The sequence below is a fragment of the Serratia sp. CY55921 genome (genome assembly GCF_052167655.1).
Taxonomy (GTDB): Bacteria; Pseudomonadota; Gammaproteobacteria; order Enterobacterales; family Enterobacteriaceae; genus Serratia; species Serratia ureilytica.
Genome location: NZ_JBJNMU010000004.1, coordinates 158,995 through 182,047, shown reverse-complemented (window position 1 = coordinate 182,047; position 23,053 = coordinate 158,995). Strand labels below are relative to the sequence as shown.

Here is a 23,053-nt window from a genome sequence, read left to right as displayed (position 1 = left end):
GAGTGCAGCATGAGTGCTTATATCCGTATTGAAAAAGGCGCCAGCGGCTGGGGCGGCCCCCTGGAACTGCCGATAGAACCCGGCAAAAAAGTGGTGTACATCACCGCCGGCACCCGGCCTTCCATCGTCGATCGCCTCAGCGAATTGACCGGTTGGCCCGCCGTCGACGGTTTCAAAGAGGGCGAGCCGCCGGCGGAAGAGATCGGCGTGGCGGTGATCGACTGCGGCGGCACCCTGCGCTGCGGCCTGTACCCGAAACGCCGCATTCCGACGGTCAACATCCACGCTACCGGCCAGTCCGGCCCACTGGCGCAGTTTATCCTCGAAGACATCTATGTCTCCGGCGTGCGCGACCACAACATCAGCCGAATCGACGCGACGGAGAACCCACCCGCCGCCGCCGCCGTTGCAGCGCCGCCCAAGGCGCGCGACTACGACACCAGCAAGAAGATCACCGAACAAAGCGACGGGCTGCTGGCGAAGGTCGGCATGGGCATGGGATCGGTGGTGGCGGTGTTCTTCCAGGCCGGGCGCGACACTATCGACACCGTGCTGAAGACCATTCTGCCGTTTATGGCGTTCGTCTCGGCCTTGATCGGCATCATCATGGCCTCCGGCCTCGGGGACTTTATCGCTCACGGCCTGACGCCGCTGGCCAACAGCCCGATCGGCCTGGTGACGCTGGCGCTGATCTGCTCATTCCCGCTGCTGTCGCCGTTCCTCGGCCCCGGCGCGGTCATCGCCCAGGTGATCGGCGTGCTGGTCGGGGTGCAGATCGGCCTCGGCCATATTCCGCCGCAGCTGGCGCTGCCCGCGCTGTTTGCCATCAACGCGCAGGCCGCCTGCGACTTCATTCCGGTCGGTCTGTCGCTGGCGGAGGCCAAGCAGGACACCGTGCGGGTCGGCGTGCCCTCGGTGCTGGTCGGCCGCTTCCTGACCGGCGCGCCAACGGTCCTGATCGCCTGGGCCGCCTCGGCCTTTATTTATCAATAATTTGATTCCCAGGGAGACGTTTATGCACACCATTTTTCATACCACCATCACGCAGATCGGCGGCTGCGCCCGCGACGCGTTGCTGGACAACATGCTGATCACTTTCCGGGAAGGCGCGCCGGCGGATATCGAAGAGTTCTGCTTTATCCACCGCCACGGCGCGACCGCCGGTGAGCTGCAGGTCGGCGGCGTGATGGAACTGGCGCAGCAGCGCTACGCCATCACCGCCGTCGGCAGCGTCGCCACACAGAATCTGCGCGAACTGGGCCACATCACCGTGCGCTTCGACGGCGAAGCCGAAGCCGAATTCCCCGGCTCGATCCACGTTTCCGGCCCGACGCCGACCGATATCCCGTTGGGCAGCACGCTGTCATTTATCGCATAAGGAGTAGACCATGTCTGAAGTAGCTGTAGTGATCGGCGGCGGCCAAACGTTAGGCGCCTTTTTGTCCCACGGGCTGGCGCAGGCCGGTTATCGGGTGGCGGTGGCCGATCTGAACGCCGACAACGCCAATCGGGTGGCGCGGCAGATCAACGAAGAGTACGGCGCAGGCAGCGCCTGCGGTTTTCAGGCCGACGCCACCGACGAGCAGAGCGTGATCGCGCTGGCGGCGGCGGTTGACCGGGAGTTTGGCCAAACCAACCTGCTGGTCTACAGCGCCGGCATCGCCAAGGCGGCGCCGATCACCGACTTCCCGCTGGGCGACTTCGACCGCTCGCTGCAGGTGAACCTGGTGGGCTATTTCCTCTGCGCCCGCGAGTTCTCGCGCCTGATGATCCGCGACGGCATCGCCGGGCGCATCATTCAGATCAACTCCAAGTCCGGCAAGGTCGGCAGCAAGCACAACTCCGGCTACAGCGCCGCCAAATTCGGCGGCGTGGGGCTGACGCAGTCGCTGGCGCTCGATCTGGCGGAATACGGCATTACCGTGCATTCGCTGATGCTCGGCAACCTGCTGAAATCGCCGATGTTTCAGTCGCTGCTGCCGCAGTACGCGCAAAAATTGGGCATCGCGCCGGACCAGGTGGAGCAGTACTACATCGACAAAGTGCCGCTGAAGCGCGGCTGCGACTACCAGGACGTGCTGAACACCCTGCTGTTCTACGCCAGCGATAAGGCCTCTTACTGCACCGGCCAATCGATCAACATCACCGGCGGCCAGGTGATGTTCTGACGCCACCGACGCCCCCTTCCGCGGAAGGGGGCATAAGGAGAACCCCATGACACAAGCTTTGATCGCCTTCGCGCTGCTGGCCTGGCTGCTGCAAATCGCCTTCGGCTGGTGGCAACTGCAACGTTTTAACCGCGCCTTCGACGGCTTATGCCGACTGGGCGCCGTCGGCGTCGGCCGCTCCGGCGGCCGTTTTCGCCCGCGGGTGGTGCTGGCGCTGGCCTTCGACGCCGATCGGCGGGTGTGCGGCAGCCTGTTGCTGCGCGGCCTGACCGTTTTCGCCCGGCCCCGCCCGCTGCCTCATTTGCACGGTTTGCATCAACGGGATTTGCGCCCGGATGTGATCTTCCCCGAGGATCGCGCATGCCAGTCTGCACTATCGTTAGCGATTGAACCCAAATCGTGATATTTTCACATTAAAAGGCATTACCTTTCATAGTGAATTATTCAGCGAGGGGAAATGCCCCACTCTTGTGAACGGGAATCGCGATGAAACCAAAGCAGCGGCAGGCCGCTATCCTTGAATATCTGCAGCAGCATGGCAAAACGGCAGTGGACGCCCTGGCCGAGCATTTCTCCACTACCGGCACCACCATCCGCAAAGATCTCACCCTGCTGGAAGAAGAAGGCGAGGTGATCCGCACCTACGGCGGCGTAGTACTCAGCCGCGACGACGGCGATCAGCCGATCGACCGTAAAACCCATATCAACACCGAGAAAAAACGCCGCATCGCCAGCGCCGCCGTGGCGCTGATCGCCGACGGCGACTCGCTGATCTTCGACGCCGGCAGCACGGTGCTGCAGATGGTGCCGCACCTGGCGCAGTTCAATAACATCACGGTGATGACCAACAGCCTGACCATCGTCAACGCGCTGGTGGAGCTGGATAACGATCAGACCATCCTGATGCCCGGCGGCACCTACCGCAAAAAATCGGCCTCGTTCCACGGCAGCCTGGCCGAATCGGCGTTTCAGCAATTCAGCTTCGACAAGCTGTTTATCGGCGCGGACGGCGTCGATCTCAACGCCGGCGTCACCACCTTCAACGAAGTGCACAACGTCAGCAAAGCGATGTGCGAAGCCGCCGGCCGCATTATTTTGTTGGTGGACTCCTCGAAATTCGGCCGCAAGAGCCCGAACGTGGTGTGCGAACTCAGCGCCGTCGATACGCTGATCACCGACCGAGACATCAACCCCGATTATCTCGCCGCCCTGCAGGCGAAAGGCATCAATATCATTCTGGTAGGAGACCCCGATGAGTAACGCCAACGCCCTGCTCGCCTTCGCCCGCGAAACGCTGGAGATCGAGTTGACCGAAGCGCAGCGCCTGCTGGCGCGCCTGGATGACAATTTCGTCTGCGCCTGCGAGCTGCTGCTGAACTGCCGCGGCAAAGCGGTGATTTCCGGCATCGGCAAGTCCGGCCATATCGGCAAAAAAATCGCCGCGTCGCTGGCCAGCACCGGCACGCCGTCGTTCTTCGTTCATCCGGCGGAGGCGCTGCACGGCGATCTCGGCATGATCGGCGCCGAGGACGTGGTGGTGTTCATCTCCTATTCCGGCCGCGCCAAAGAGCTGGACCTGATCCTGCCGCTGCTGGCGGAGAACGGCATTCCGGTGATCGCCATCACCGGCGGCAAAGAATCGCCCCTGGCGCAGGGCGCGGCCTGCGTACTGGATATCGGCGTCGAGCGCGAAGCCTGCCCGATGGGGCTGGCGCCCACCTCCAGCGCGGTCAACACTCTGATGATGGGCGACGCTCTGGCGATGGCGCTGATGCGCCAGCGCGGTTTCAATGCGGAAGACTTCGCCCGCTCGCACCCGGGCGGCAGCCTGGGGGCGCGCCTGTTGAACCGCGTGCATCACCTGATGCGCACCGGCGATCGCCTGCCGCGCGTGAGCGAAAGCGCCAACGTGATGGAAGCGATGCTGGAACTGAGCCGCACCGGGCTCGGGTTGGTGGCGGTGTGCGACGCGCAGCAGCGGGTAGTGGGCGTGTTTACCGACGGCGACCTGCGCCGCTGGCTGGTGAAAGGCAACAGCCTGCAGGACCCGCTCAGCCCGGCGATCACCCGCCCCGGCTATCGGCTGCCGGAGCAGTGGCGCGCCGGCGAAGCGCTGGAAGCGCTGCACGAACAGCACATCAGCGCGGCCCCGGTGGTCGATATGGACGGCGTGCTGGTGGGGGCGCTCAACCTGCACGATCTGCATCAGGCCGGCATCGGCTGATCAACGCCGGGGGCGGCATCGTCAGCGCCCCCGGTCAGATCATTTCCAGTCGGGATTGTTCTCGAACTGCTGCTTAAGCAGCGCTTTCATGTCGTCATCCGGCTTGCCGAGCCACTGGTACTTGGCGTATTTCTTCGGATGATCGACGGCTTCCGGCCGATCTTCCACTTCCACCCGCACGCCCCAGGCCTGGGATTTGTCCGCGCTGAACGCCACGATCAAAAAGTTGTTGCCGCAGTCGTGCGGCTTGCACAGGTTGCCGACCAGATACTCTTTGCCCTTCCAGCTCAAGTTTTGCGCCGGCGTAGAGGTGCCGACGCCCTTGCGCGCCCAGCCCGGCATCCGCGCCTGGCCTTTGACCATGTTTTGCCAGCTGGCCTGATACCCCGGCTGCTGAATCAAATCCGATGTGGTGACGATCTGCTGAGCGAAGCTGCCCGCGCTGAAGCTGAGCAGTGCGCCGAAGAGGGCGCAACGCAGCGCCTGGTGTCCCGTCATAGTCCTTCTCCCTAGGTTAAATCAGGTTTCGCCCGTAAACCGGGCCTGAACTAGTCAGACCACGGTTGCGGCAAAAAGTTGACTCACCACCAGGCGTGAAAATGATGCACCGGCCCGATGCCGTGCCCCACTTCCAGCGTGTCCGCCTGTTGCAGCGCGTGTTGCAGGTAGTCCTTGGCGGCGGCCACCGTGGCCGCCCAGTCGGCATGGCGCGGGCGCAGCGCCGCCAGCGCGGCCGAGAGCGTGCAACCGGTGCCGTGGGTGTGGCGGGTGGCGACGCGCGGCGCCGTAAAGCGCTGCTCGCCTTCGGCGGTAAACAGCCAGTCCGGGCTCTCGCTTTCGCTCAGGTGGCCGCCCTTCATCAGCACCGCCCGGCAGCCCATCGCGAGCAGCGCCCGCCCCTGCTCGCGCATCTGCGCTTCATCTTCCGCCGGCGCGCACGCCAGCAGCGCCGCCGCTTCCGGCAGGTTCGGCGTAATGATCGACACCAGCGGCAACAGCTCGCGCCGAATAGACGCCACCGCCTCCGGCGCCAGCAACGGATCGCCGCTTTTCGCCAGCATCACGGTGTCCAGCACCACGAACTCCGGCCGGTAATGGCGCAGCCGTTCGGCCACCGCCTGCACGATGTCGGCGTTGGCCAGCATGCCGATCTTGACGCTGTCGATGCGCACGTCGCTGAACACCGAGTCCAGCTGCGCGGCGACGAACGCCGGATCGATGTAATACACCGACTGCACGCCGCGGGTATTCTGCGCCACCAGCGCGGTGATCACCGAGGTGCCGTAGGCGCCAAGCGCCGAGAAGGCCTTCAAATCGGCCTGAATGCCGGCGCCGCCGCTGGGATCGGTGCCGGCGATGGTCAGGGCGTTAATGCGTTTCATCACAGATCCTCCCCGCGCAGTTGATACAGCGCATCGAGGAACGCCGGCGTAAAGCTGCCCGGCCCGGCGGCCTGCCTGGCCGCAAGGCCGCCGCAGTGGGACATCACCCGGCAGGCGGTCGCCACGTTGTCCAGGCGATCGCCCGGCAGGGCGCAAAACGCCGCCACCACCGCCGACAGCGCGCAGCCGGTGCCCACCACCCGCGTCATCAGCGGAGAGCCGCCTTCGATCGCCCAATCGCGTTGGCCGTCGGTGACGTAATCCACCGCGCCGGTGACCGCCACCACCGCGCCGCTGCGCTGCGCCAGCTCACGCGCGGCGGGCAATGCCGCCAGCGAGTCGTCGCCGCTATCCACGCCGCGGCCGCTGGCCAGCAACCCGCTGAGCGCCATGATTTCCGAGGCGTTGCCGCGTATCGCCGCCGGTTTCTCGTCCAGCAGCTGTTTGGCGAAGGCGGTGCGGTAGGAGAGCGCGCCGACCGCCACCGGATCCAGCGTCCAGGGCTTACCGGCCCGATTGGCGGCGGCCACCGCCGCCCGCATCGATTCGGCGCGCAGCGCGTTGAGGGTGCCGACGTTGATCAGCAGGCCGTCGGCCAGCGCGCTGAACTGCGCCGCCTCTTGCGGCTCCACCACCATCGCCGGAGAGGCGCCGAGCGCCAATAGCACGTTGGCGGTCAGCGACTGCACCACTTCGTTGGTCAGGCAGTGGATCAGCGGAGGCCGCTGTTGGAATTGGGTCAGGCAGGCCGCGGCGCGGGCGCCGGGTAGTGCATCAGGTCGAGCGATCATATTCCTCCCAACCGGCGTTCAAGAAGGCGGCGCCGGTTGAGCGGCCGTGACTTCCCTACGCTGGCATTATCCAGATCAGGTAATACGGGTATTTCTCAGCCTTCACGCGGAAGGGCACCCCGAGTCATGAAAATCAATAGGTTGTGATCAACGTTGCGTTAATCCCTACTGGGGATCATGCCAGCGGCGGCGCGGACAAACAAGCGATTAAATTGGCCCAGCGGGCATACGCCGCGCAATGCGCTATAGTGAGCACAAACCACCAGGAGATGCCATGCAGATAAGACCCTACCAAGAGACCGATCGCCCCTTCCTGCGCACGCTGTACCTGGCGTCGCGCAAGGCGGCGTTCGGCTGGCGCGATACCTCAAACTATCAGTTGGAAGATTTCGACGGCGCGACGCTGGGCGAAGCGATTTGGGTGGCGGAAGACGGCGGCGCGCTGCTGGGATTCGTCTCCGTCTACCGCGAAGATAACTTCATTCATAACCTGTATGTCGATCCCCATCAGCCGCCGCGCGGCGTCGGCAGTGCGCTGCTGCATGCGGCGCAAGCCACCTTCACCGCCACCGGTTCGCTGAAATGCCTGGTGAAAAATGAAAAAGCGCTGGCGTTCTACCGCAAGCACGGCTGGCGCATCATCTCCACTGGCAACGACGGCGAAGAAGATTATTACCTGATGCACTCACCGGCCCGCTAGCCCTTACCCGCCGCATCCGGCATCCCGCGCAGCGTCAGCCGCCAAAACAGCAATGCGCTCAGGCTGACGCCCGCCCCCAGCCAGCAGACGCCGCTCCAGCCCGCCCAGGCGTACACATGGGTGCCGGCAAAGGCGCCCAGCCCGCTGCCGACGGCGTAAAACAGCATGTAGCAGGCCACCAGCCGGCTGTGCGACTGCGGGTGCGCGCTGAAAATCATGCTCTGGTTCAGCACGTGGATCGCCTGGCCCGCCAGATCCAGCAGCACGATGCCCGCCACCAGCCAAACCAGGCCGCTGCCGAGCAAACCGAGCGGCAGCCAGGCCAGCGTCAACAGCAGCAGACATGCGCCGCTGGCCGCCTGCCCCAACCCGCGATCCGCCAGATGCCCGGCGCGCACCGCCGCCAGCGCGCCCACCGCGCCGACCAGGCCGAACGCTCCCACCGCGGCATGGGTGAAGTTGAACGGCGGCCGGCTCAGCGGCAACACCAGCGAACTCCAAAAGAGGCTGAAAGCGCCGAACATCAGCAGCGCCAGCATGCCGCGAATTTGCAGCGTGCGGTCATGCAGCAACAGGCTCAACATTGAACCCAGCAGCGCGGGATAACTCAGCGTGCTGGGAACGGTGCGTGGCGCTGGCAGGAGGCGCGATAGGATCGGCAGCAATACCAACGTCACTCCGGCGGAGAAGAAGTACACCGTGCGCCAGCCGCCAACGTCCGCCAGCGCGCCGGACAAGGTGCGCGCCAGCAGCAACCCCAGCACCACCCCGCCCTGCGCCGCGCCGACTACCCGCCCGCGCTCCTGCGGCGGCGCCAGGGCGGCGGCGAACGCGATCAGGCCCTGCGTCATGGCGGTGCCCAGTAGCCCCACCAGCATCATCCCCACCAGCAGCCAGGGCGCGCTGGGCGCCCAGCCCACCAACAGTAGCGCAGCGATCAGCCCCAGCTGTTGCCCCGCCAGCAATCGATGCCGGTTCAACCGATCCCCCAGCGGCACCACCAACAGCAACGCCAGCGCGCAGCCCAACTGAGTCACGGCGATCACCATGCCGACCGCCGCCAGGCTGATGGAAAAATCGCGGGCGATGGCGTCTAACAGCGGCTGCGCATAGTAAACGTTGGCCACGCTAAAGGCGCTGGCGGCGGCCAACAGCAGCACCAGGGCGGCCGGCAGGCGCCCCAATGCCGCACAGGGAGGAGCCAGCAGTTTGTCGCTCATCGTACACCTCAATGTGGTTTCATTATTAAACCCAATGAACTTTAGGCGCAGAGGTTTTATAATGCAACCAGAATGTGCAGCAGGAGATAATCGTCGTGAAACGTAAGAGCCTGGAAGACGCGCCGTGCCCGGTGGCGCGCACGCTGGATGTGATTGGCGACTGGTGGTCGCTGCTGATCGTGCGCGACGCCTTCGACGGCGTCACCCGCTTCAGCGAATTTCAAAAAGGGCTGGGGATGGCGAAGAACATTCTTGCCACCCGGCTGCGCGCCCTGGTGACGCACGGCGTGCTGGAGATCGTGCCCGCCGCGGACGGCAGCGCCTATCAGGAATATGTGCTGACCGAGAAAGGCCGCGCGCTGTTTCCGGTGATCGTCGGCCTGCGCCAGTGGGGGGAAGATCATCTGTTCGCCGAGGGAGAAGCGCATTCAACGCTGGTGGAAAGCGACAGCGGCCGCCCCGTGCCGCGCCTGACGCCGATCGGCAACGCCGGGCAAACGCTCACCCCGCTTAACACCCGGGTGGTGAAGGTGGGGGAACGGTGATGAGAGTTAATGACGGTGTCCTCAGCTCACCCGTTGAAAGATTAGGCGGATAAAGAACCATTCCAGACATCCAGCCAACAAATAAACCGCGCCAAAAACGAGCGCGCCAAACCATTCCGTATCGTTAAAATGAAAAAACTCACTGGCGTCAATCAGCCAAGCGGTTTGATTCTGGTTTAGCCTGGGTACAGGAAAAGGCTTTATTGTCAGCACAGCCAGCCCAACAACAGCCAATACGTTAGCGAGCAACAGGGCAAATTTTTTCATAGCCTTTCATTCTACAACCTAACGCAGCCCAACAAACTGAACCTAAGAACATACGTTAATCGTTAACCCTCAGGTTGCCCCGTTCGTCGGAGACAACCATGAATGCGGCGGTAATCAAATGCGAACCTTCGGGTGTCTGTACATCGTAGGCGACGGAATAGCGCCTCCCTGGCCGAAAAGCATAGTCGAATACCGGCATGCACCTCCCCGGTTCAACAAAAAAAGCGTCATTATCGATATCTTTAATGAGCTTATCGCCTGATTCGCTATAAATCTGAACGAAGCGGATATTATCCCCCGCCTTCATAGAAGAAAGAATGCAGACATGGTTATCTTTGGCAGTGACGACGGCGGGGAAACGCGGAGTAAACTTATCGCCAGGCCCCGGACAGCCGACCAAGAAGCAGGCCGTGAATAGAACCACATATTTTTTCATGCTCCCTCTCATCCCCTAATAATTTTTTGATAAAGTGCATGAATGTCACGCAAACTATCGGTTCCCCTGTACCTACCCACTCGTCCAGGACGTTGATAATAACGCCACGTTTCAATACCATAAACCAACAGCAGCCAGTAATCAGCAAAAATCGAAGCTTGTTGTTCCAGCGAGTAATCAGTAATTTTATTTCTATCAAGACGATAGTTGTACTCAGCCGCCCAACTAAACAACCCACGCATTCTTACCCATTGTCCATGCTGATGTTGCCATACATGCCCCAATTCATGGATGAAAAGATGTTTATCTTCTATCAGAACCCTATTATCAGAAAAATCGTCTTTATAGAGCTCCCTCCGTAACCATAACTCACCATTAGGTGCCATGGCATAACTTTTGTTTTGTAAGCCAAACGGGAAATAGCTATCACAGTGTATCCATACACGACCATATATAATTGAGTTTCCATATATATGGCGAGCCAATTTTATTTCCCCTATGGTCATACGTCGTAATGTCCCTTCTTCGGCCAATGCGTTCATTTATCCCTCCTTGAATTTATCGATATCCTAATACTTTTTTAAAATGAATCTATACATGAACTCTTAAAGAATTGCATTTGGCATAATCCATTTATAACTTGAATGACTTTCAGGGAAATCCCCATCGATTTTCTATAATTAATTAAACGAAAAAAATATTGCAAATACCTTTGTAGCAACCGTGGTCAGGATACGCGTATCCAGCCCCCCCTGCATGATTCGCTTCGCAGCGCCATCCGGGTAATGTATAGTCCGCGTTTTACGGAGATCCCATGCTGACTAACTCATCCATTCGTCTGAACAAATACATTAGCGAGAGCGGTATCTGCTCACGCCGCGACGCCGATCGATACATCGAACAGGGCAACGTTTTCATCAACGGTAAACGCGCCACCGTTGGCGCCCAGGTATTTGCCGGCGATGTGGTGAAGGTTAACGGTCAGCTGATCGAACCGCGCAATGAAGAAGATCTGGTGCTGATTGCGCTGAATAAACCGGTCGGCATCGTCACCACCACCGAGGACGGCGAGCGCGACAACATCACCGACTTCGTCAACCACAGCAAGCGCATCTTCCCGATCGGCCGCTTGGACAAGGATTCGCAGGGGCTGATCTTTCTGACCAACCACGGTGACCTGGTCAACAAGATCCTGCGCGCCGGCAACAATCACGAGAAAGAGTATCTGGTGACGGTCAACAAGCCAGTGACCGACGAGTTTATTCGCGGCATGGGCGCCGGCGTGCCGATGCTTGGCACGGTGACCAAAAAGTGCAAGGTGAAGAAAGAAGCGCCGTTCGTGTTCCGCATCACGCTGGTGCAGGGGTTGAACCGCCAAATCCGCCGCATGTGCGAACACTTCGGCTATGAGGTCACCAAGCTGGAACGCACGCGCATCATGAACGTCAGCCTGAAAGGCTTGCCGCTGGGCGAATGGCGCGATCTGACCGATGACGAGCTGATTGAGCTGTTCAAGCTGATTGAAGGCTCTTCGTCCGAGGCTAAACCGACGAAGAAAGCCCCGGCCAAATCTTCCCCGGCGAAAAAACCGAGCGCCGGCGGACCGAAAAGCGCCGATAAAACCGCTGCGCCGGCCGGCCGCAAGCGCTTTACCCAGCCAGGACGCAAGAAAAAAGGGCGTTAAACGTCCTTCCCTGCTCAGCCCGCCGTTGCGCGGGCTTGGCGAGGGCGAAATCCTGACCACCACCTAGACGAGTCTGATTGAAAACGAGGAAAAATCAGGGGGTAAGAGTAAGAGTCACTATTTTTTTAACAGCGTGGTCTTACCGTCAGGCTCTTGAGCAAAAGTCTTCCCATCCAGACTGATAAAAATCCTTTTATTAGCATCACCATTAATAATCATCGCTATATCCTTATAGATACATTTGTTCTTGGCATCGCCCTCGGCAAAACAATGATAGTCATCAACACTTCCATCATTGCTACCCGTCGGAGCGGCAACATAGCCATCAAAATTCATTACGGCAACGGTAAAGTGACTCTCGTCTTTGATAATATGATATTTTTCCTGAAGTTTATCTTTATTATCATTCCACCAAGATATTTTATCTTCCGTGGTCAACGGAAGGTATTGAACATAAACAGCAGCACCATCAACCCGCACAACATTAGCCGGCCTGACAAGCACCCAAACCAACCAAAAAGCCGCTACGGCAACCAAAGAAAAGAACGCAACCTTTTTCTTGTTAAGCATAGTTTTCACCTGTCACTATTATCTTCGCGCCAAAGTTGGTGAAAAAGGGTCTAAACGCGAACTCTTTATACCTTTGAAGTACAAACCAAATCCTGAAAAAACCAAAAGAATTAAACGTTAACTTGCTAATATCTTCTTTATCCAATCCAAAATGATCCTGAGCTTTATAGCTAATCACGGCAGTATATCTATTACCTTGAAAAACCAAAGAATCAACACTGATCTCTGTACTGTTGACCTCATGCACACTGACTCCCATTCCATTTATGCAGTCTTCCCAGCGGACATACTTTGGCAAACGGCTCTGTGATAACTGAAGAGCAAATGCCTCTTTATTCAGCCGATATGAGTTAAAGTCAAAGGTGTCGAGAACACTTTTAATTCGAATTAGCGTACTATTTTCTGATTTATCGCTCAGTATCAGCCTTTTATAGGCTAAATCCATTTGAACATCTTGAAAGTCAGTTCCGTTATTGCACTGCATATGATTGAAAAGCTTAACTATCAAGCCTTGATAAACGCTAGTAAAAGAAAAGTATCTCGATGCAGCTCTCAGCTCATCAAAAAGCATGGCAACCGCCTTTTCTTTTCCTGCTGCCGGAATATTTCGCGTTGCCGGATGATCATAGGGCGATTTATAAGTACTCCAATCGATAAACGTTGATACTTGCCCCAAGCGATACCGTTGCTTAAGTGTACGTTCATCCATATCGCCATATTGCATATCATCCGCAAAACGGTCGTTAAAAGGCTTCTTACTGGTGAAAATCGTTAACGGCCTTGTCAATTCACGCATTGGAAAATCAGTCCCTTGCCCATACCAAGAAGAGCATTAATCATACAGACAATCCCGCCCTGCTCATATCGGGAAATGTCTTAGCGCCCCCTTACGCAGGCTCACGGGAAACTTAATGCCCACCATAAAAAAGGCCCGCATCAAGCGGGCCTGCAAGTACCAGAGAAGTCTAGAGGAAAAATCAGAACGACCAGCGCAGGTTGGCGTTGACCGAATTGACGCGGGTATCGGCGCCGAATTGCCCCTGATAGCCAACATCCAGCGTCGCAGCGCGCGACAGCTTCACGCTCACGCCGATATCGCCCACCATCACGTTGTCATCCACGGCCTGGCCCTGAGTGACGAACGCGTCGCTGCCGGCAAACGCCATGCGCGATGAGGTGTTCTTATCGCCGTAGGCATGTTGCCAGCCGAGCGAGCCGTAAAGGCTGACGTTCTTCGGCAGTTCAGTCACGCCGCGCACCCCGAGCGTGGAGTAGAAGGTGTCCATGGTTTCATTGCGCACGCTCAGCGCCGCCGCGCCACCCGACTCCTGGAAGCTGTCGGTATGCAGGCGGATGTAGCTCAGGTTGATGAACGGTTCGACGTTCATCTCCGGTTGGCCGAAACGGTAACCCGCTTCGGTGAACGCCAGCAGCGAGTTCGCGTCATAATCCGACTTCAGCCGATCCGAGAAGCCGCTGAAATCGACGTTGCGCTTGCCTTCAATCTTGTGCCAGGTGTAACCCAGCGCGCCGCGCAGCGAGAACGCATCCTGTTGCCCGGCCGCATACAGGCCGAGGTGGTAGTTGTCGGTATCGGCCTTGGAGCGGCGGCTGTCGACGTCATAATCGCCGCGGCTGTAACCGAAGTAACCGCCGATGCGCACGTTACGGTCCGCCAGCTTGCGATCCGCCCCCAACAGGAAGCCGGTGGTGTTGCCATCCAGCTTGCCCACGTTGCCGTTGCCGCTGTTCCTGCCCCAGGAACTGAAGGTCTGGCCCCAGACGCCGCTGTTTTGCGCCTGCGCCGGTTGCACCAGCGACATCGCCAACGGCGGTATCGGCAGGCTGTCATTGTCGAACAGGCGCAGCATGCGCTGGTTCAGCACGTTGAACAGCTGGGTGCTGCCGGCGATCAGGTTAGACTGCATCGACGGATAGACTTCGCCGGACAGCTGATTGAACGCCTCGCGCGCTTCCGGCGCGCTCAGCAGCAGCAGCGAGTTGTACAGCGCCAGTGAAGGACCGCGCTGCGCCAGCGTGGAGAGCGCGCCGGCGGTATTCCACTGGTTGCCGCTCTCGGCCACCGTTTGGAAAATGCCCGGCTTGCCGCTGCCTGGATTCTCGCCCCCCGGATTTTCCCCGCCTGGGTTTTCTCCGCCCGGATTCTCGCCCCCTGGATTCTCACCGCCAGGGTTTTCTCCGCCCGGATTCTCACCACCTGGATTTTCCCCACCCGGATTCTCACCGCCCGGGTTTTCACCGCCGGTGTCTTTCTGCGCGATGGTCAGATCCACGGCGTTGGCGCTGTGTTTTAACGCCACATCGAGGAAGGCAGACTTGGAGACCGCCGACGCGAACTGGCCGTCAATACCGCCGTCCGAGGTCAGAATGCGGTAGCTTTGGCCGGTTTTATAGCTGGTTTGCGGATCCAGCGCCGTAACCTGCACCTTGGCCCGATCGCTGATGGTGGTTTTGCCCGCCACCAGCAGTTGATCGCTGCGGCCGTCGCCGGCGATATCGACGTCATAGAATGATTCGCCGATAAAGTTCAGGTAGCGTTTCAGCGTCAGCGTGCCGATATTGCCGTCGCCGGGCGAGATATGGCCGCCGGACTGGATCTCGGTCTGGCCCAGCGTGCCGTTGCCGCCCAGCGTGCCGCCGGCCTTGATCGACGCGGCGCTGCTGTAGCCCAGCCCGTTATTGACGTCGGTGCCCGCCGTCGCGTTAAGGATCAGCGTGCCGCCGTTCTCGGCGCCGAGGGTTTGGATCTCGAAGATGTCGTCTTCTTTCTGGGTATTGATGTCGCTGGCGATGATGAGCTTGCCGCCGCGCGCGGTGACGTTCGCCTGCAGCTCAGAGAGATCGCCGTTCAGCGTCGTGTGCCCGGCGCTGTTGATCACCTCGCCTTCGCCGCTCATCTTGTTGCTAAAAACGTAATTGCCGTCGGTATGGTTAAAGTACACATAGCTGCGGAACAATCCGCCTCGCAGGGCGATCGCCGTCTGGGCATCGATAGTGCCTGCAGCGCCCGCCGCGCCGAGCGTCGGTTCGGTTAACCCGGTGCCGGTGTCCATATTGCCGCGGCTGCCGATAATCAGCGCGCCGCGGTTCGAGCCGGAACCGGTCTTGCCCAGCACCACTTCGTTGCCGCCGGCGGAGAATGTCCCGCCGTCCATGACCGCCAACACGCCGTTGCCGTAATCGCCGACGTTGACGCTGCTGCCGCTGGTAAACCGTGAGCCGTTGCCGGCGATCGTCAGCTCGGCAGTTTTACGCGCGCCCGAGACGCCCGCCACCTGAATATTACCGACGTTGACCGCAGCGCCGTTCAGCACGTCCAGATCGCCGTAGAGCGTGAGCGCACGGCCGACGTTCCACTGGGAATTGTCCCCCTTGACCGTGGCTTTCGGGCTCAGCGTATCGGTCTCACCCGGCCCGCTGCCATTGCCGATGCGTGCGTCAAAGGCAGTGTTCAGCACCGCGCCGTCTTCAATCGCCAGCGTGGAACGTGCCCCCAGATCGGTGCCGACGCTGAGAAAATTGCTGGTAACGCGAGAACCGGCGCCGGTGGCGATAAGGTGGCTGTCATAGCCACGGGTGGTGCCGACCACGATCTCTTTCGCGCTGGCCAGCGCACCGTCTTCAACCCGCAAAGTGCCCCGCCCCAGATTGAGGCCGCCGCGCAGCACGAACTGATCGTTCACCGCATTCAGCTCGGCGTTCGGCCCGCGGACCGTGACTACGCTGTCATGAATTTGGCCGTTGAACATCCGGCCGATATTGATGTTATAGGCGCTGATCTTGCCATTCTCGATCAGCAGGTTGCCGCTTTGGTTACGGCCGACGTAAACGTCCCCGGTGTAGGCCAATGATTCGGTAATTTTTGAGTCGCCGTCAAAAATGGCATCGTCTGCGCGAGCGATATCGGCGGGCACCAGCATCAACAGCGGCGCGGAAAATAGAGCGAGGTAAAGTTTGGAAAGCGGTGTTTTAACCGCTAAAGAATGCGATGTCGTGTCATTCACGGGCTATCTCCGTACTCGTTAGCGTGATGTCGCGGAATGTATTGTTATAAGAAAACTCAATGCGCTAGAGGAGGTATGAGGCGTTATTCCGCGCACGCAGGTTTATTGATCGTCGAAGCAAAAGCTTATTGCCCCCCGGCGCTGGCGCTCCGACGATGGAAAACCAGGAAGCGGCAATACCGCCTCCAAAGCGAATTATTTATGGGTGACTACCGGTGTACAGGTCGGCGCGCTCAGCGACGGCGAGGAGCCTAAAATTCCCGGCATCATCAGCGATGAACAATCGAAAATTCGGCCTTTTTCCGTGGTGGCGCGATAAGAAAGTTTTTGGCCGCCCAGCGCATCCGGCTGCGCGCCATTGACATTGGTCACGGTAATTTCGTCCGATGAACCCAGGCCCAGCATTTTAGCGGTTTCCGCCTGCAGCAGCGGAATGGCCTGATCGGTTTTCAGGGTGGAACAACCGGCTATCATCATCGTAACGGTTAAAGCGATAAGTGGTTTCTTCATAAATTATCCTTTATAACCAATCAGTTAAAATTACCGATTGGCTTTATGTTTTCTCTTATCCAAATCCTCGAATAATATATTTCCCTTTCCTAAACGAAAAAACCCTCCTAAAGTAGGGAGGGTTGATAATAACTCATCAGACCTATCTGATATTTGAAGGCGAAAGGAGAATCCTTTGGGGCAGGATTATGCGTTGGTCGTTGATGACCATCCATTGGTAGCAAGCGGCATCGCTAATTTTCTCAGCACGCATTGCCGATTCAAACAGGCGCATGTGGTGACCACAGAAGAGAATTGCTACCGTCATATTAGGGAAAATGGCCCGCCGCGTTTACTGGTGATCGATTTTTGGCTCTCTTCCGGTACGGCGTTGAAATTACTCAAAGAAGTAAAGCAACTTTATCCTCAGGTGCGGATCTTGGTGGTTAGCGGCGACGAGAATAACGATATCTGGCAGAAAGTGCACACTGCCGGCGGGCATGGATTTGTATTAAAAAACGAACCTCCTGAATTATTCGCCAAGGCGGTCTTTGCGCTGAACGATAATCAGGAATGGTTTCCTGACGGGAATGAATTCGCCGTTAAAAGCAACCACGAGCATTTAAAAAAATTTAATTTAACCCCACGACAAATTGACGTATTAAATATGATGATGCGCGGCCTGCCCAATAAAAGGATCGCCGCGCAGCTGTCTATTTCCGAACCCACCGTCAAAGAACACATCAGCAATATTTTGAAAAAGATCGGCGTCAACAGCCGGGTCGAAGCCATTACGCTGTTGCACGGCAAACGGGAGCCGTCGCAATGAGGTTTTTCCAGAATTTACAAAATGATGGCATCTCACCACGCGCGCAGATCCGCCTGCTGGACAACACCTTCATGCGATTGGTGTTCAGCTTTACCGCCGTACCTTTCGTCGGCATCCCTTTCGCCATCTGGATTTATTTGCTGGGGGATGAACTTGGCCCAACCATTGCCTGGATCATGGTTTACCTGCTATGCGCCGTGGCGATCAGAATATGGCATCGGCGCTACCTGCGCGAGGCCAAAGAAAATGATGAAGACACCGTGCTGCGCCGCTGGCTGCCGCGCATTAATAAGGTGGCCTTTATTCACGGGCTGGGGATCTCCTCACTCTATTTAATTACCCCGCAGACCCATAACTTTGACTTTTTCCTGCTGCTCAATATCAGCATCGCCGCGATCGTCGCCGCCAACGCAACGCATCTTACGCCCGTCATCAGCACCTTTACGCGTTTTTTCTTCGCCTCCTGGGGGCTGCTGAACCTCGGTATCATTTGGCGGCTGGAAGACGTGATGTTCATCGTGCTGATGCTGAACTTGCTGTACGGTTTCGCCATTTATCGCCACGCGTTAACCTCACATGCGTTCTTTATTCAGCAAGCGCTGCTCGAAGAGCAAAGTTCGCGCCTGGCGGAACAGTTCCGCCAGGCCAAAGAAGAGGCGGAACAGGCGCTGTTGGACAAGAACCAGTTCCTGACCACCGCCAGCCACGATCTGCGCCAACCGGTGCACGCCATGGGTTTTCTGATCGAAGCCATCATCCACAAAAACCGGGACGACAGCCTGACGCCGCAGCTGCTGGATCTGCAGCAGAGCGTGCGCTCAGTGCATCTGATGTTCAATTCGCTGCTTGATCTCAGCAAGATCGAATCCGGCAACGTGCGCACCGCCGCCACCCATGTGGATATCGGCGCACTGCTCGACTCAGTGATCACCCTGTTCCGCGAAGAGGCCAACAGCCGCTCGCTGGCGCTGCGCACCTGGCGGCCCAGGCGGCGCATCAGCGTGATGGGCGATCCGCTGCTGGTGCGGCAATCGCTGATCAATCTGATCCAAAATGCCCTGCGCTACACGCAACGGGGCGGCGTACTGATCGCCATCCGCCCGCGCGGCGCCGAGTGCCTGGTGGAAGTGTGGGATACCGGCGTAGGCATCGCCGACGAAGAGAAAAGCAAAATCTTCTCCCCTTACTACCGCCCCGAGCTGGCGTGGAAGATAGACAGCGCCGGGCACGGGCTGGGGTTGGCAGTGGTAGCGCGCTGCGCCAAGCTGATGAAGGTGAAGTACGGCATGCACTCCGTCGAGGGCAAAGGCTCGCGCTTCTGGATGCGCTTTGCGCAATACCTCGGCGAAGACAAAGCGCCGGAGAGCGCGGCGACGTACGACAACACCGCCACGCCCACCCGCTACGCGCCGCTGCGGGGATCCTGCCTGGTGGTGGACGACGATCCTTTGGTGACCTCCGCCTGGGAAAGCCTGATGAGCACCTGGGGCATCACCGTGCGCTGCGCGGCCTCCGCCGAGGAAGCCTTCGCCATCGTCGACGACGGCTTTACGCCGTTCGCCGTGCTGTGCGATCAACGCCTGCGCTCCGGCGAGAGCGGTTTCGACATCCTCAAAGCGTTGTTCGAACGCCTGCCGGACGTGAGCGGCGCCATGGTCAGCGGCGAGTTCAATTCGCAAGTTCTGCAAGAGGCCGAGCAGGAAGGCTATCTGGTGCTGCGCAAGCCGCTGGAACCGGCCAGGCTGCATGCGCTGTTGACGCAGTGGGGGGCAAGTTAACTACACAGATGGCGCAGGTTATCCGCCAGCAATAAGACAGGCTCAATGAATAAAACATTAAGCCTGCCGCATTTTACGTGGCGTTATCTAAATACGATTAATCGCATTTAGGCGGTTCTGGTTTGCAGACCGGCGGCTCAGGTTTACATACCGGCGGTTTTGGCGTGCAACCGCCCCAGGCATTATTCCACGCGTTTCCCCAGCTGTTAACAACCTTGCCGATAATAGCCAGACCCAGGCCAATCGTTGCGCCGTTCACCTGCTGAACTTCTGTTGAGTTTAATTCTCTCATTTTTCATCTCCATTCACTAAAAAGAATCAATTAAAAAAGACTGCTTTTTATGAACCGTCGGTTCACGCTTTAGGTATAAGGTGCTCGATAAATTAACTCAATAACGAAAATCTTAATTAAAGATGAAATAAATATAAAATTTTATATTTCATCAAACAACTACGCCATTGCATTTACAGGTTGCAATGTAATTACCCGATCTGCCGATGCAATCGTCGATGGCCGATGAGCAATGATAACGCGGGTCATTTTCAACGAGGATATGGCTTCGTTCACCCTTTTTTCATTGTCCAGATCCAAATGACTGGTGGCTTCGTCCATAAACAGAATACTGGGCCTTCGATATAACGCGCGGGCGATAAGCACCCGCTGTTTTTGCCCGCCGGAAAGACTGCCCCCCAATTCGCCCACCAACGTTTCATATCCCATCGGCATTTTCATAATATCGTCGTGAATATTGCAATGCTTGGCGCATTCAACGATAAATTCCGTATCGGGATGAGCATCAAAACTGCATATGTTCTCGGCAATTGAACCGGCAAGCAGTTTATCTTCTTGCAATACACATGCGATGCACTCCCGATAATTATTAATGCCGATATCATGAATGTTAATGCCGTTGATAAACAAACGCCCTTCCGTCGGTTCCAACAGCCCGCACATCAGCTTCATCAACGTGGTTTTGCCGACGCCTGAAGGCCCGACGATCGCCACGCTTTCTCCCGCCGCGATCTGCAGGCTGAGCCCGGGGATCACTGGGCGCGAAAGGCTGTCATATTGATAAAGCAGATCGCGCACTTCAAAAGTCACCGCCTCGTTGGGATTGCATATCTTGCGATAGGGCTTTTCTTCCTCTGTCGTAGAAAGCACGATGTCCGCCAGCCTTTCATTATGCAAATTCAGCATTCTCAGCCGAATGACCATATCGATAAGATTTGACGCGCGATCGGAGAATTGCCCCCGATAGGCATTAAAGGCGACAAACATGCCTAATGTCATTTGACTGTCGATCACTAAAGACGCGCCCAACCACAAGATAACGATTTGATCGCAGGCCGCAAGAAACGCATTCACGCCGCCAAAGAACATATCGAGCTTCGTCACCCGAATATTGGCGTTTGCCGTATCGATATTTAAATTTAACCAGAATTGCGAACGCGTTCCCGCCAACCCCAACGACTTCAGCGTCGCGATGCTGTACAGCGTCTCCATAAAATGTGAGCTGGCTTTCGCCGACTTCACCAATTGCTCCTCGGACGCTTGCCGATAATAGCGATAGGTCGAAAGGCGCAGCAGAACATATAAGACCGTAAAGCCGGAGGCTACCCACACCAGCCAGCCACCGTACATGAACATCATGATAAATACGCCGACCGACATGATGCCATCAATGATGCTGGAAACGATACTGGTGGTAAACGTGGTGCGAATGGCGTCCAACGAGCCAAAGCGCGATTGAATATCACCCAGCTTGCGCTTTTCAAAATAGGCAAGCGGGAGCTTCATCAGATGATCAAACAGCCCTGATTTCCACTGTATATCGATCAGCGCGCCCATCACGATGGAGATCCACGAGCGAAACATCGAAACGCAGGTGCGGAACAAGATAAAAAACAGTAAACCGACGCAAATAATGACCAATAAATTATGGTCGCCGGCCTGGATGACGTGGTCCATCACCAACTGAGTCCCGACGGGCATCAGCAGGTTGACGGCCTCAATGACCAGCGACAGAGCGAAAATTTTTACCAGCGCGCTTTTAAGACCGGTGACATTGCTGAGCAGTTTTCTAAAGTGCAGGCGATTTTTCTGCACCACAGGCGTGAATTCACTGCTTGGCCATACCTCTAAAGCGATTCCGGTAAAATGCAGGGAAAACTCCTGCAGGCCGATAACCCGGCGGCCAAATGCCGGATCGTGCAGGGTTATCCGCCCACCGCGAATGTTGACCAGGACCACAAAGTGATTCATATCCCAGTGCAATATGCAGGGCCTTTTCACCTGGTGAATCTCATCCAGGCTCAAGGATAAGGCCCGCGTTTTCAAATTGAGATTCTCGGCGATCGCGATCAGCGAGCTCAGGGTGGCGCCGCGGGCCGAGATATCAAACTTCTGGCGCATCGACAGCATATCGATGTGCATGCCGTAATAGCCGCACACCATCGCTAAACTGGCCAGCCCGCATTCGGCGGCCTCCGTTTGCAAGACCTGCGGCACTTTTCTTCTGAGCGACAGGTTCAGCTTGCCAACGATATTCTCATAAACTTTATTCACGAAGTGGCCCCGACACACTGTTTTTCATGTCATAAAATGGCGCGAACATCCATTGGTAGATGGGTCTTTTCTCCAGGAAAAGCGTGGCTTGCGCCTTCATGCCGCTTGAAAGGTTCAGCTTCTTTCCCTGATAGCCAAACTGCGTGTTATCGATAGCCACCAGCACTTTGTAGTACGACTCAACCAGTTCAGCCGATTGTCGAGTTGGCGAACTGCTGTAAGTGGACATTTCCTGAATCGATGCGGGAACATAAGCGATGCTTTCGATCACGCCGGGAAACTGACCAAATTTTTCATACGGGAAGGCGTCATAGCGAACGTTGATGTGATCGCCTCGGCTCACGTAAGGCACGCTGCTGTTGGGCAACCATAAAACCAAATAATAGATGGCATGATTACTGGGGATTAATTGCGCCAGGCTGTCTCCCGTATTGACCATTTGCCCAGGCGTCACGCTGAGCGATTCAACGCGCCCGTCCGCCGGCGCATTGACAATCAACGAGCCGCTGGCGTCCGCTTCGGCCAGCTGCCGCAGGAGATCATTGCGCTGAAATTGATATTGTGAGATTTGATTATCGAAATCGGACGCTCTTGTCGCGAGATCGCTATTCAGGTTAGTTATCTGCAAAGACTCTTGAATGCTTTGGTTATAGAGACTGTGGAACGTACTCTGCTGCTGATAGTAGAGGTAAACCTGGTTATTCAGCTGATCCCGATTAATGAGCCCCTTACTGCGATACTCATCGTAATTTTTCATGGTTTCGCGCATGAAGTTAACGCCGTTGCGTGAATTTTCGACCATCTGTTTGGACTGGCTGTGCGCCAGTTTATATTGGTCAATCTGCGCCTGCAGATTGACCAGGGTCGTTTTCTTGTTCGCCTCCAATTTGGCGATGATGCTATCGACCTGCGCCAGTTGATTTTCTATCGCCTGCCGCGTGCTTGCGCTGACGGTGCCGGAATCCGTCACCCTGCTGACGTCTATCTGATAAAGATGCTGCCCTTTTTTTACCTGATCGCCCACATTGACAAAGCGTTGTGCAATGAATCCCTGCTGAGTAGCAAATATGTTGACCGACCTTGGCAGCGTCGTGACCTCTCCGCCCACGCTGATACGCCGGGTATAACCGCCATAGGTCACGAAAATGATCAGCACAGAAACGAATGAAAGTGAAATGCCCGCGATGACCCAGGCCGGCAACCCTGCAATTAACAATGCTTTTCCTGCCCATTTAGAACGACTGTGCGATAAGGCCTCTTCCCTAAACAAATTTTGACCTCTCCATATATAGCGACACCGTTCATTTTTATCTTTTCCCTGGCCCAACACGGCGCTTATTTAGATTTAGTCTTTGTTGGCAAAACCCACAAGTAATAAT

Annotated in this window: 25 protein-coding genes and 1 riboswitch; of the genes, 11 read left to right on the top strand and 14 right to left on the bottom strand. The window is 57.3% G+C overall.

Features of this window, described 5'->3' with window-relative positions:
* The first annotated feature begins 9 nt into the window (after positions 1 to 9).
* From srlE to gutQ, 6 genes are all read left to right on the top strand, one after another.
* The gene (gene srlE, locus ACJ8M3_RS18950) at positions 10 to 993 is read left to right on the top strand and encodes a PTS glucitol/sorbitol transporter subunit IIB (RefSeq protein WP_042785195.1); all 984 of its coding nucleotides are present in this window, start codon (positions 10 to 12) and stop codon (positions 991 to 993) included.
* Positions 994 to 1,015: 22 nt separating this feature from the next.
* Complete coding sequence (gene srlB / locus ACJ8M3_RS18945) at positions 1,016 to 1,378, top strand: PTS glucitol/sorbitol transporter subunit IIA (RefSeq protein WP_004941520.1); 363 nt, start codon at positions 1,016 to 1,018, stop codon at positions 1,376 to 1,378.
* Between the two features lie 10 nt (positions 1,379 to 1,388).
* The gene (gene srlD / locus ACJ8M3_RS18940) at positions 1,389 to 2,168 is read left to right on the top strand and encodes a sorbitol-6-phosphate dehydrogenase (RefSeq protein ID WP_033644069.1); all 780 of its coding nucleotides are present in this window, start codon (positions 1,389 to 1,391) and stop codon (positions 2,166 to 2,168) included.
* 46 nt (positions 2,169 to 2,214) lie between these two features.
* Positions 2,215 to 2,571, top strand: a complete 357-nt coding sequence (gutM, locus tag ACJ8M3_RS18935; RefSeq protein ID WP_004941515.1) for a transcriptional regulator GutM — start codon at positions 2,215 to 2,217, stop codon at positions 2,569 to 2,571.
* An 83-nt stretch (positions 2,572 to 2,654) separates the two neighbouring features.
* Positions 2,655 to 3,428, top strand: coding sequence for a glucitol operon DNA-binding transcriptional repressor SrlR (gene srlR / locus ACJ8M3_RS18930; RefSeq protein ID WP_033644070.1), 774 nt, complete (start codon positions 2,655 to 2,657; stop codon positions 3,426 to 3,428).
* Positions 3,421 to 4,392: an arabinose-5-phosphate isomerase GutQ gene (gutQ, locus tag ACJ8M3_RS18925; RefSeq protein ID WP_033644071.1), complete on the top strand. Its 972-nt coding sequence runs from the start codon at positions 3,421 to 3,423 to the stop codon at positions 4,390 to 4,392. The genes srlR and gutQ overlap by 8 nt, the downstream gene beginning before the upstream one ends.
* Positions 4,393 to 4,431: 39 nt before the next feature.
* Here the strand turns inward: gutQ and ACJ8M3_RS18920 are convergent, their stop codons facing one another.
* The 3 genes from ACJ8M3_RS18920 to thiM all read right to left on the bottom strand — a co-directional run bounded on the left by ACJ8M3_RS18920 (position 4,432) and on the right by thiM (position 6,565).
* The gene (locus ACJ8M3_RS18920) at positions 4,432 to 4,890 is read right to left on the bottom strand and encodes an inhibitor of vertebrate lysozyme family protein (protein WP_033644072.1); all 459 of its coding nucleotides are present in this window, start codon (positions 4,888 to 4,890) and stop codon (positions 4,432 to 4,434) included.
* An 83-nt stretch (positions 4,891 to 4,973) separates the two neighbouring features.
* Positions 4,974 to 5,774, bottom strand: coding sequence for a bifunctional hydroxymethylpyrimidine kinase/phosphomethylpyrimidine kinase (gene thiD / locus ACJ8M3_RS18915; RefSeq protein ID WP_025303881.1), 801 nt, complete (start codon positions 5,772 to 5,774; stop codon positions 4,974 to 4,976).
* Positions 5,774 to 6,565 (bottom strand): hydroxyethylthiazole kinase, encoded by a 792-nt coding sequence (thiM, locus tag ACJ8M3_RS18910; protein WP_033651555.1) that lies wholly within the window; start codon positions 6,563 to 6,565, stop codon positions 5,774 to 5,776. The genes thiD and thiM overlap by 1 nt, the downstream gene beginning before the upstream one ends.
* 35 nt (positions 6,566 to 6,600) lie before the next feature.
* A riboswitch (TPP riboswitch) is annotated at positions 6,601 to 6,697 on the bottom strand.
* Positions 6,698 to 6,839: 142 nt separating this feature from the next.
* On the opposite strand from thiM, the gene ACJ8M3_RS18905 reads away from it, so the two are divergent.
* Positions 6,840 to 7,265, top strand: a complete 426-nt coding sequence (locus tag ACJ8M3_RS18905; RefSeq protein WP_033644074.1) for a GNAT family N-acetyltransferase — start codon at positions 6,840 to 6,842, stop codon at positions 7,263 to 7,265.
* On the opposite strand, the gene ACJ8M3_RS18900 is transcribed toward ACJ8M3_RS18905, so the two are convergent.
* A complete protein-coding gene (locus ACJ8M3_RS18900) occupies positions 7,262 to 8,485 on the bottom strand; it encodes an MFS transporter (RefSeq protein WP_089197332.1) in 1,224 nt (407 codons plus the stop codon). The two genes, ACJ8M3_RS18905 and ACJ8M3_RS18900, sit on opposite strands and share 4 nt — an antisense overlap.
* Positions 8,486 to 8,580: 95 nt before the next feature.
* On the opposite strand from ACJ8M3_RS18900, the gene ACJ8M3_RS18895 reads away from it, so the two are divergent.
* Positions 8,581 to 9,030: a winged helix-turn-helix transcriptional regulator gene (locus tag ACJ8M3_RS18895; protein WP_042785200.1), complete on the top strand. Its 450-nt coding sequence runs from the start codon at positions 8,581 to 8,583 to the stop codon at positions 9,028 to 9,030.
* A gap of 21 nt (positions 9,031 to 9,051) precedes the next feature.
* On the opposite strand, the gene ACJ8M3_RS18890 is transcribed toward ACJ8M3_RS18895, so the two are convergent.
* From ACJ8M3_RS18890 to ACJ8M3_RS18880, 3 genes are read right to left on the bottom strand one after another with little or no spacing between them, the layout of a single operon-like run.
* Entirely contained in the window at positions 9,052 to 9,297 is a 246-nt protein-coding gene (locus ACJ8M3_RS18890) for a DUF1158 family protein (RefSeq protein ID WP_047574036.1), read from the bottom strand.
* A gap of 55 nt (positions 9,298 to 9,352) precedes the next feature.
* Positions 9,353 to 9,733: a putative T6SS immunity periplasmic lipoprotein gene (locus ACJ8M3_RS18885; RefSeq protein WP_049866702.1), complete on the bottom strand. Its 381-nt coding sequence runs from the start codon at positions 9,731 to 9,733 to the stop codon at positions 9,353 to 9,355.
* An 8-nt stretch (positions 9,734 to 9,741) separates the two neighbouring features.
* Positions 9,742 to 10,275, bottom strand: a complete 534-nt coding sequence (locus ACJ8M3_RS18880) for a type IV secretion protein Rhs (protein WP_089197333.1) — start codon at positions 10,273 to 10,275, stop codon at positions 9,742 to 9,744.
* A 272-nt stretch (positions 10,276 to 10,547) separates the two neighbouring features.
* On the opposite strand from ACJ8M3_RS18880, the gene rluF reads away from it, so the two are divergent.
* On the top strand, positions 10,548 to 11,417 hold the full coding sequence (rluF, locus tag ACJ8M3_RS18875; RefSeq protein ID WP_047574034.1) for a 23S rRNA pseudouridine(2604) synthase RluF: 870 nt from the start codon (positions 10,548 to 10,550) through the stop codon (positions 11,415 to 11,417).
* A gap of 117 nt (positions 11,418 to 11,534) precedes the next feature.
* On the opposite strand, the gene ACJ8M3_RS18870 is transcribed toward rluF, so the two are convergent.
* The 4 genes from ACJ8M3_RS18870 to ACJ8M3_RS18855 all read right to left on the bottom strand — a co-directional run bounded on the left by ACJ8M3_RS18870 (position 11,535) and on the right by ACJ8M3_RS18855 (position 16,522).
* Positions 11,535 to 11,987 (bottom strand): DUF943 family protein, encoded by a 453-nt coding sequence (locus tag ACJ8M3_RS18870; protein WP_089197334.1) that lies wholly within the window; start codon positions 11,985 to 11,987, stop codon positions 11,535 to 11,537.
* Positions 11,980 to 12,783: a YPO3983 family protein gene (locus ACJ8M3_RS18865; protein ID WP_089197335.1), complete on the bottom strand. Its 804-nt coding sequence runs from the start codon at positions 12,781 to 12,783 to the stop codon at positions 11,980 to 11,982. The genes ACJ8M3_RS18870 and ACJ8M3_RS18865 overlap by 8 nt, the downstream gene beginning before the upstream one ends.
* Positions 12,784 to 12,964: 181 nt before the next feature.
* Positions 12,965 to 16,012 (bottom strand): autotransporter family protein, encoded by a 3,048-nt coding sequence (locus tag ACJ8M3_RS18860; protein ID WP_089197336.1) that lies wholly within the window; start codon positions 16,010 to 16,012, stop codon positions 12,965 to 12,967.
* A gap of 195 nt (positions 16,013 to 16,207) precedes the next feature.
* The gene (locus ACJ8M3_RS18855; protein ID WP_025303891.1) at positions 16,208 to 16,522 is read right to left on the bottom strand and encodes a hypothetical protein; all 315 of its coding nucleotides are present in this window, start codon (positions 16,520 to 16,522) and stop codon (positions 16,208 to 16,210) included.
* A 175-nt stretch (positions 16,523 to 16,697) separates the two neighbouring features.
* Here ACJ8M3_RS18855 and ACJ8M3_RS18850 point away from each other — a divergent pair, with 175 nt between their 5' ends.
* Together ACJ8M3_RS18850 and ACJ8M3_RS18845 are read left to right on the top strand one after the other, a co-directional pair.
* Complete coding sequence (locus ACJ8M3_RS18850; RefSeq protein ID WP_033644079.1) at positions 16,698 to 17,330, top strand: response regulator transcription factor; 633 nt, start codon at positions 16,698 to 16,700, stop codon at positions 17,328 to 17,330.
* Complete coding sequence (locus tag ACJ8M3_RS18845; RefSeq protein ID WP_033644080.1) at positions 17,327 to 19,108, top strand: hybrid sensor histidine kinase/response regulator; 1,782 nt, start codon at positions 17,327 to 17,329, stop codon at positions 19,106 to 19,108. Before ACJ8M3_RS18850 ends, ACJ8M3_RS18845 begins: the two co-directional genes overlap by 4 nt.
* Before the next feature lie 97 nt (positions 19,109 to 19,205).
* Here ACJ8M3_RS18845 and ACJ8M3_RS18840 read toward each other — a convergent pair whose 3' ends face one another.
* The 3 genes from ACJ8M3_RS18840 to ACJ8M3_RS18830 form a co-directional block, all read right to left on the bottom strand.
* Positions 19,206 to 19,400, bottom strand: coding sequence for a hypothetical protein (locus ACJ8M3_RS18840; RefSeq protein WP_127897174.1), 195 nt, complete (start codon positions 19,398 to 19,400; stop codon positions 19,206 to 19,208).
* Between the two features lie 159 nt (positions 19,401 to 19,559).
* The gene (locus tag ACJ8M3_RS18835) at positions 19,560 to 21,674 is read right to left on the bottom strand and encodes a peptidase domain-containing ABC transporter (protein WP_033644081.1); all 2,115 of its coding nucleotides are present in this window, start codon (positions 21,672 to 21,674) and stop codon (positions 19,560 to 19,562) included.
* Positions 21,667 to 22,944: an HlyD family secretion protein gene (locus ACJ8M3_RS18830; protein WP_033644082.1), complete on the bottom strand. Its 1,278-nt coding sequence runs from the start codon at positions 22,942 to 22,944 to the stop codon at positions 21,667 to 21,669. The genes ACJ8M3_RS18835 and ACJ8M3_RS18830 overlap by 8 nt, the downstream gene beginning before the upstream one ends.
* Positions 22,945 to 23,053: the final 109 nt, after the last annotated feature.

Coding starts and splice junctions, on each gene's coding strand:
- ACJ8M3_RS18905 (WP_033644074.1), top strand. CDS start 6,840: ATGCAGATAAGACCCTACCAAGAGACCGATCGCCCCTTCCTGCGCACG.
- rluF (WP_047574034.1), top strand. CDS start 10,548: ATGCTGACTAACTCATCCATTCGTCTGAACAAATACATTAGCGAGAGC.
- srlD (WP_033644069.1), top strand. CDS start 1,389: ATGTCTGAAGTAGCTGTAGTGATCGGCGGCGGCCAAACGTTAGGCGCC.
- srlR (WP_033644070.1), top strand. CDS start 2,655: ATGAAACCAAAGCAGCGGCAGGCCGCTATCCTTGAATATCTGCAGCAG.
- ACJ8M3_RS18865 (WP_089197335.1), bottom strand. CDS start 12,783: ATGCGTGAATTGACAAGGCCGTTAACGATTTTCACCAGTAAGAAGCCT.
- ACJ8M3_RS18885 (WP_049866702.1), bottom strand. CDS start 9,733: ATGAAAAAATATGTGGTTCTATTCACGGCCTGCTTCTTGGTCGGCTGT.
- srlE (WP_042785195.1), top strand. CDS start 10: ATGAGTGCTTATATCCGTATTGAAAAAGGCGCCAGCGGCTGGGGCGGC.
- thiD (WP_025303881.1), bottom strand. CDS start 5,774: ATGAAACGCATTAACGCCCTGACCATCGCCGGCACCGATCCCAGCGGC.
- gutQ (WP_033644071.1), top strand. CDS start 3,421: ATGAGTAACGCCAACGCCCTGCTCGCCTTCGCCCGCGAAACGCTGGAG.
- ACJ8M3_RS18840 (WP_127897174.1), bottom strand. CDS start 19,400: ATGAGAGAATTAAACTCAACAGAAGTTCAGCAGGTGAACGGCGCAACG.
- ACJ8M3_RS18870 (WP_089197334.1), bottom strand. CDS start 11,987: ATGCTTAACAAGAAAAAGGTTGCGTTCTTTTCTTTGGTTGCCGTAGCG.
- ACJ8M3_RS18880 (WP_089197333.1), bottom strand. CDS start 10,275: ATGAACGCATTGGCCGAAGAAGGGACATTACGACGTATGACCATAGGG.
- gutM (WP_004941515.1), top strand. CDS start 2,215: ATGACACAAGCTTTGATCGCCTTCGCGCTGCTGGCCTGGCTGCTGCAA.
- srlB (WP_004941520.1), top strand. CDS start 1,016: ATGCACACCATTTTTCATACCACCATCACGCAGATCGGCGGCTGCGCC.
- ACJ8M3_RS18845 (WP_033644080.1), top strand. CDS start 17,327: ATGAGGTTTTTCCAGAATTTACAAAATGATGGCATCTCACCACGCGCG.
- ACJ8M3_RS18855 (WP_025303891.1), bottom strand. CDS start 16,522: ATGAAGAAACCACTTATCGCTTTAACCGTTACGATGATGATAGCCGGT.
- ACJ8M3_RS18900 (WP_089197332.1), bottom strand. CDS start 8,485: ATGAGCGACAAACTGCTGGCTCCTCCCTGTGCGGCATTGGGGCGCCTG.
- thiM (WP_033651555.1), bottom strand. CDS start 6,565: ATGATCGCTCGACCTGATGCACTACCCGGCGCCCGCGCCGCGGCCTGC.
- ACJ8M3_RS18920 (WP_033644072.1), bottom strand. CDS start 4,890: ATGACGGGACACCAGGCGCTGCGTTGCGCCCTCTTCGGCGCACTGCTC.
- ACJ8M3_RS18890 (WP_047574036.1), bottom strand. CDS start 9,297: ATGAAAAAATTTGCCCTGTTGCTCGCTAACGTATTGGCTGTTGTTGGG.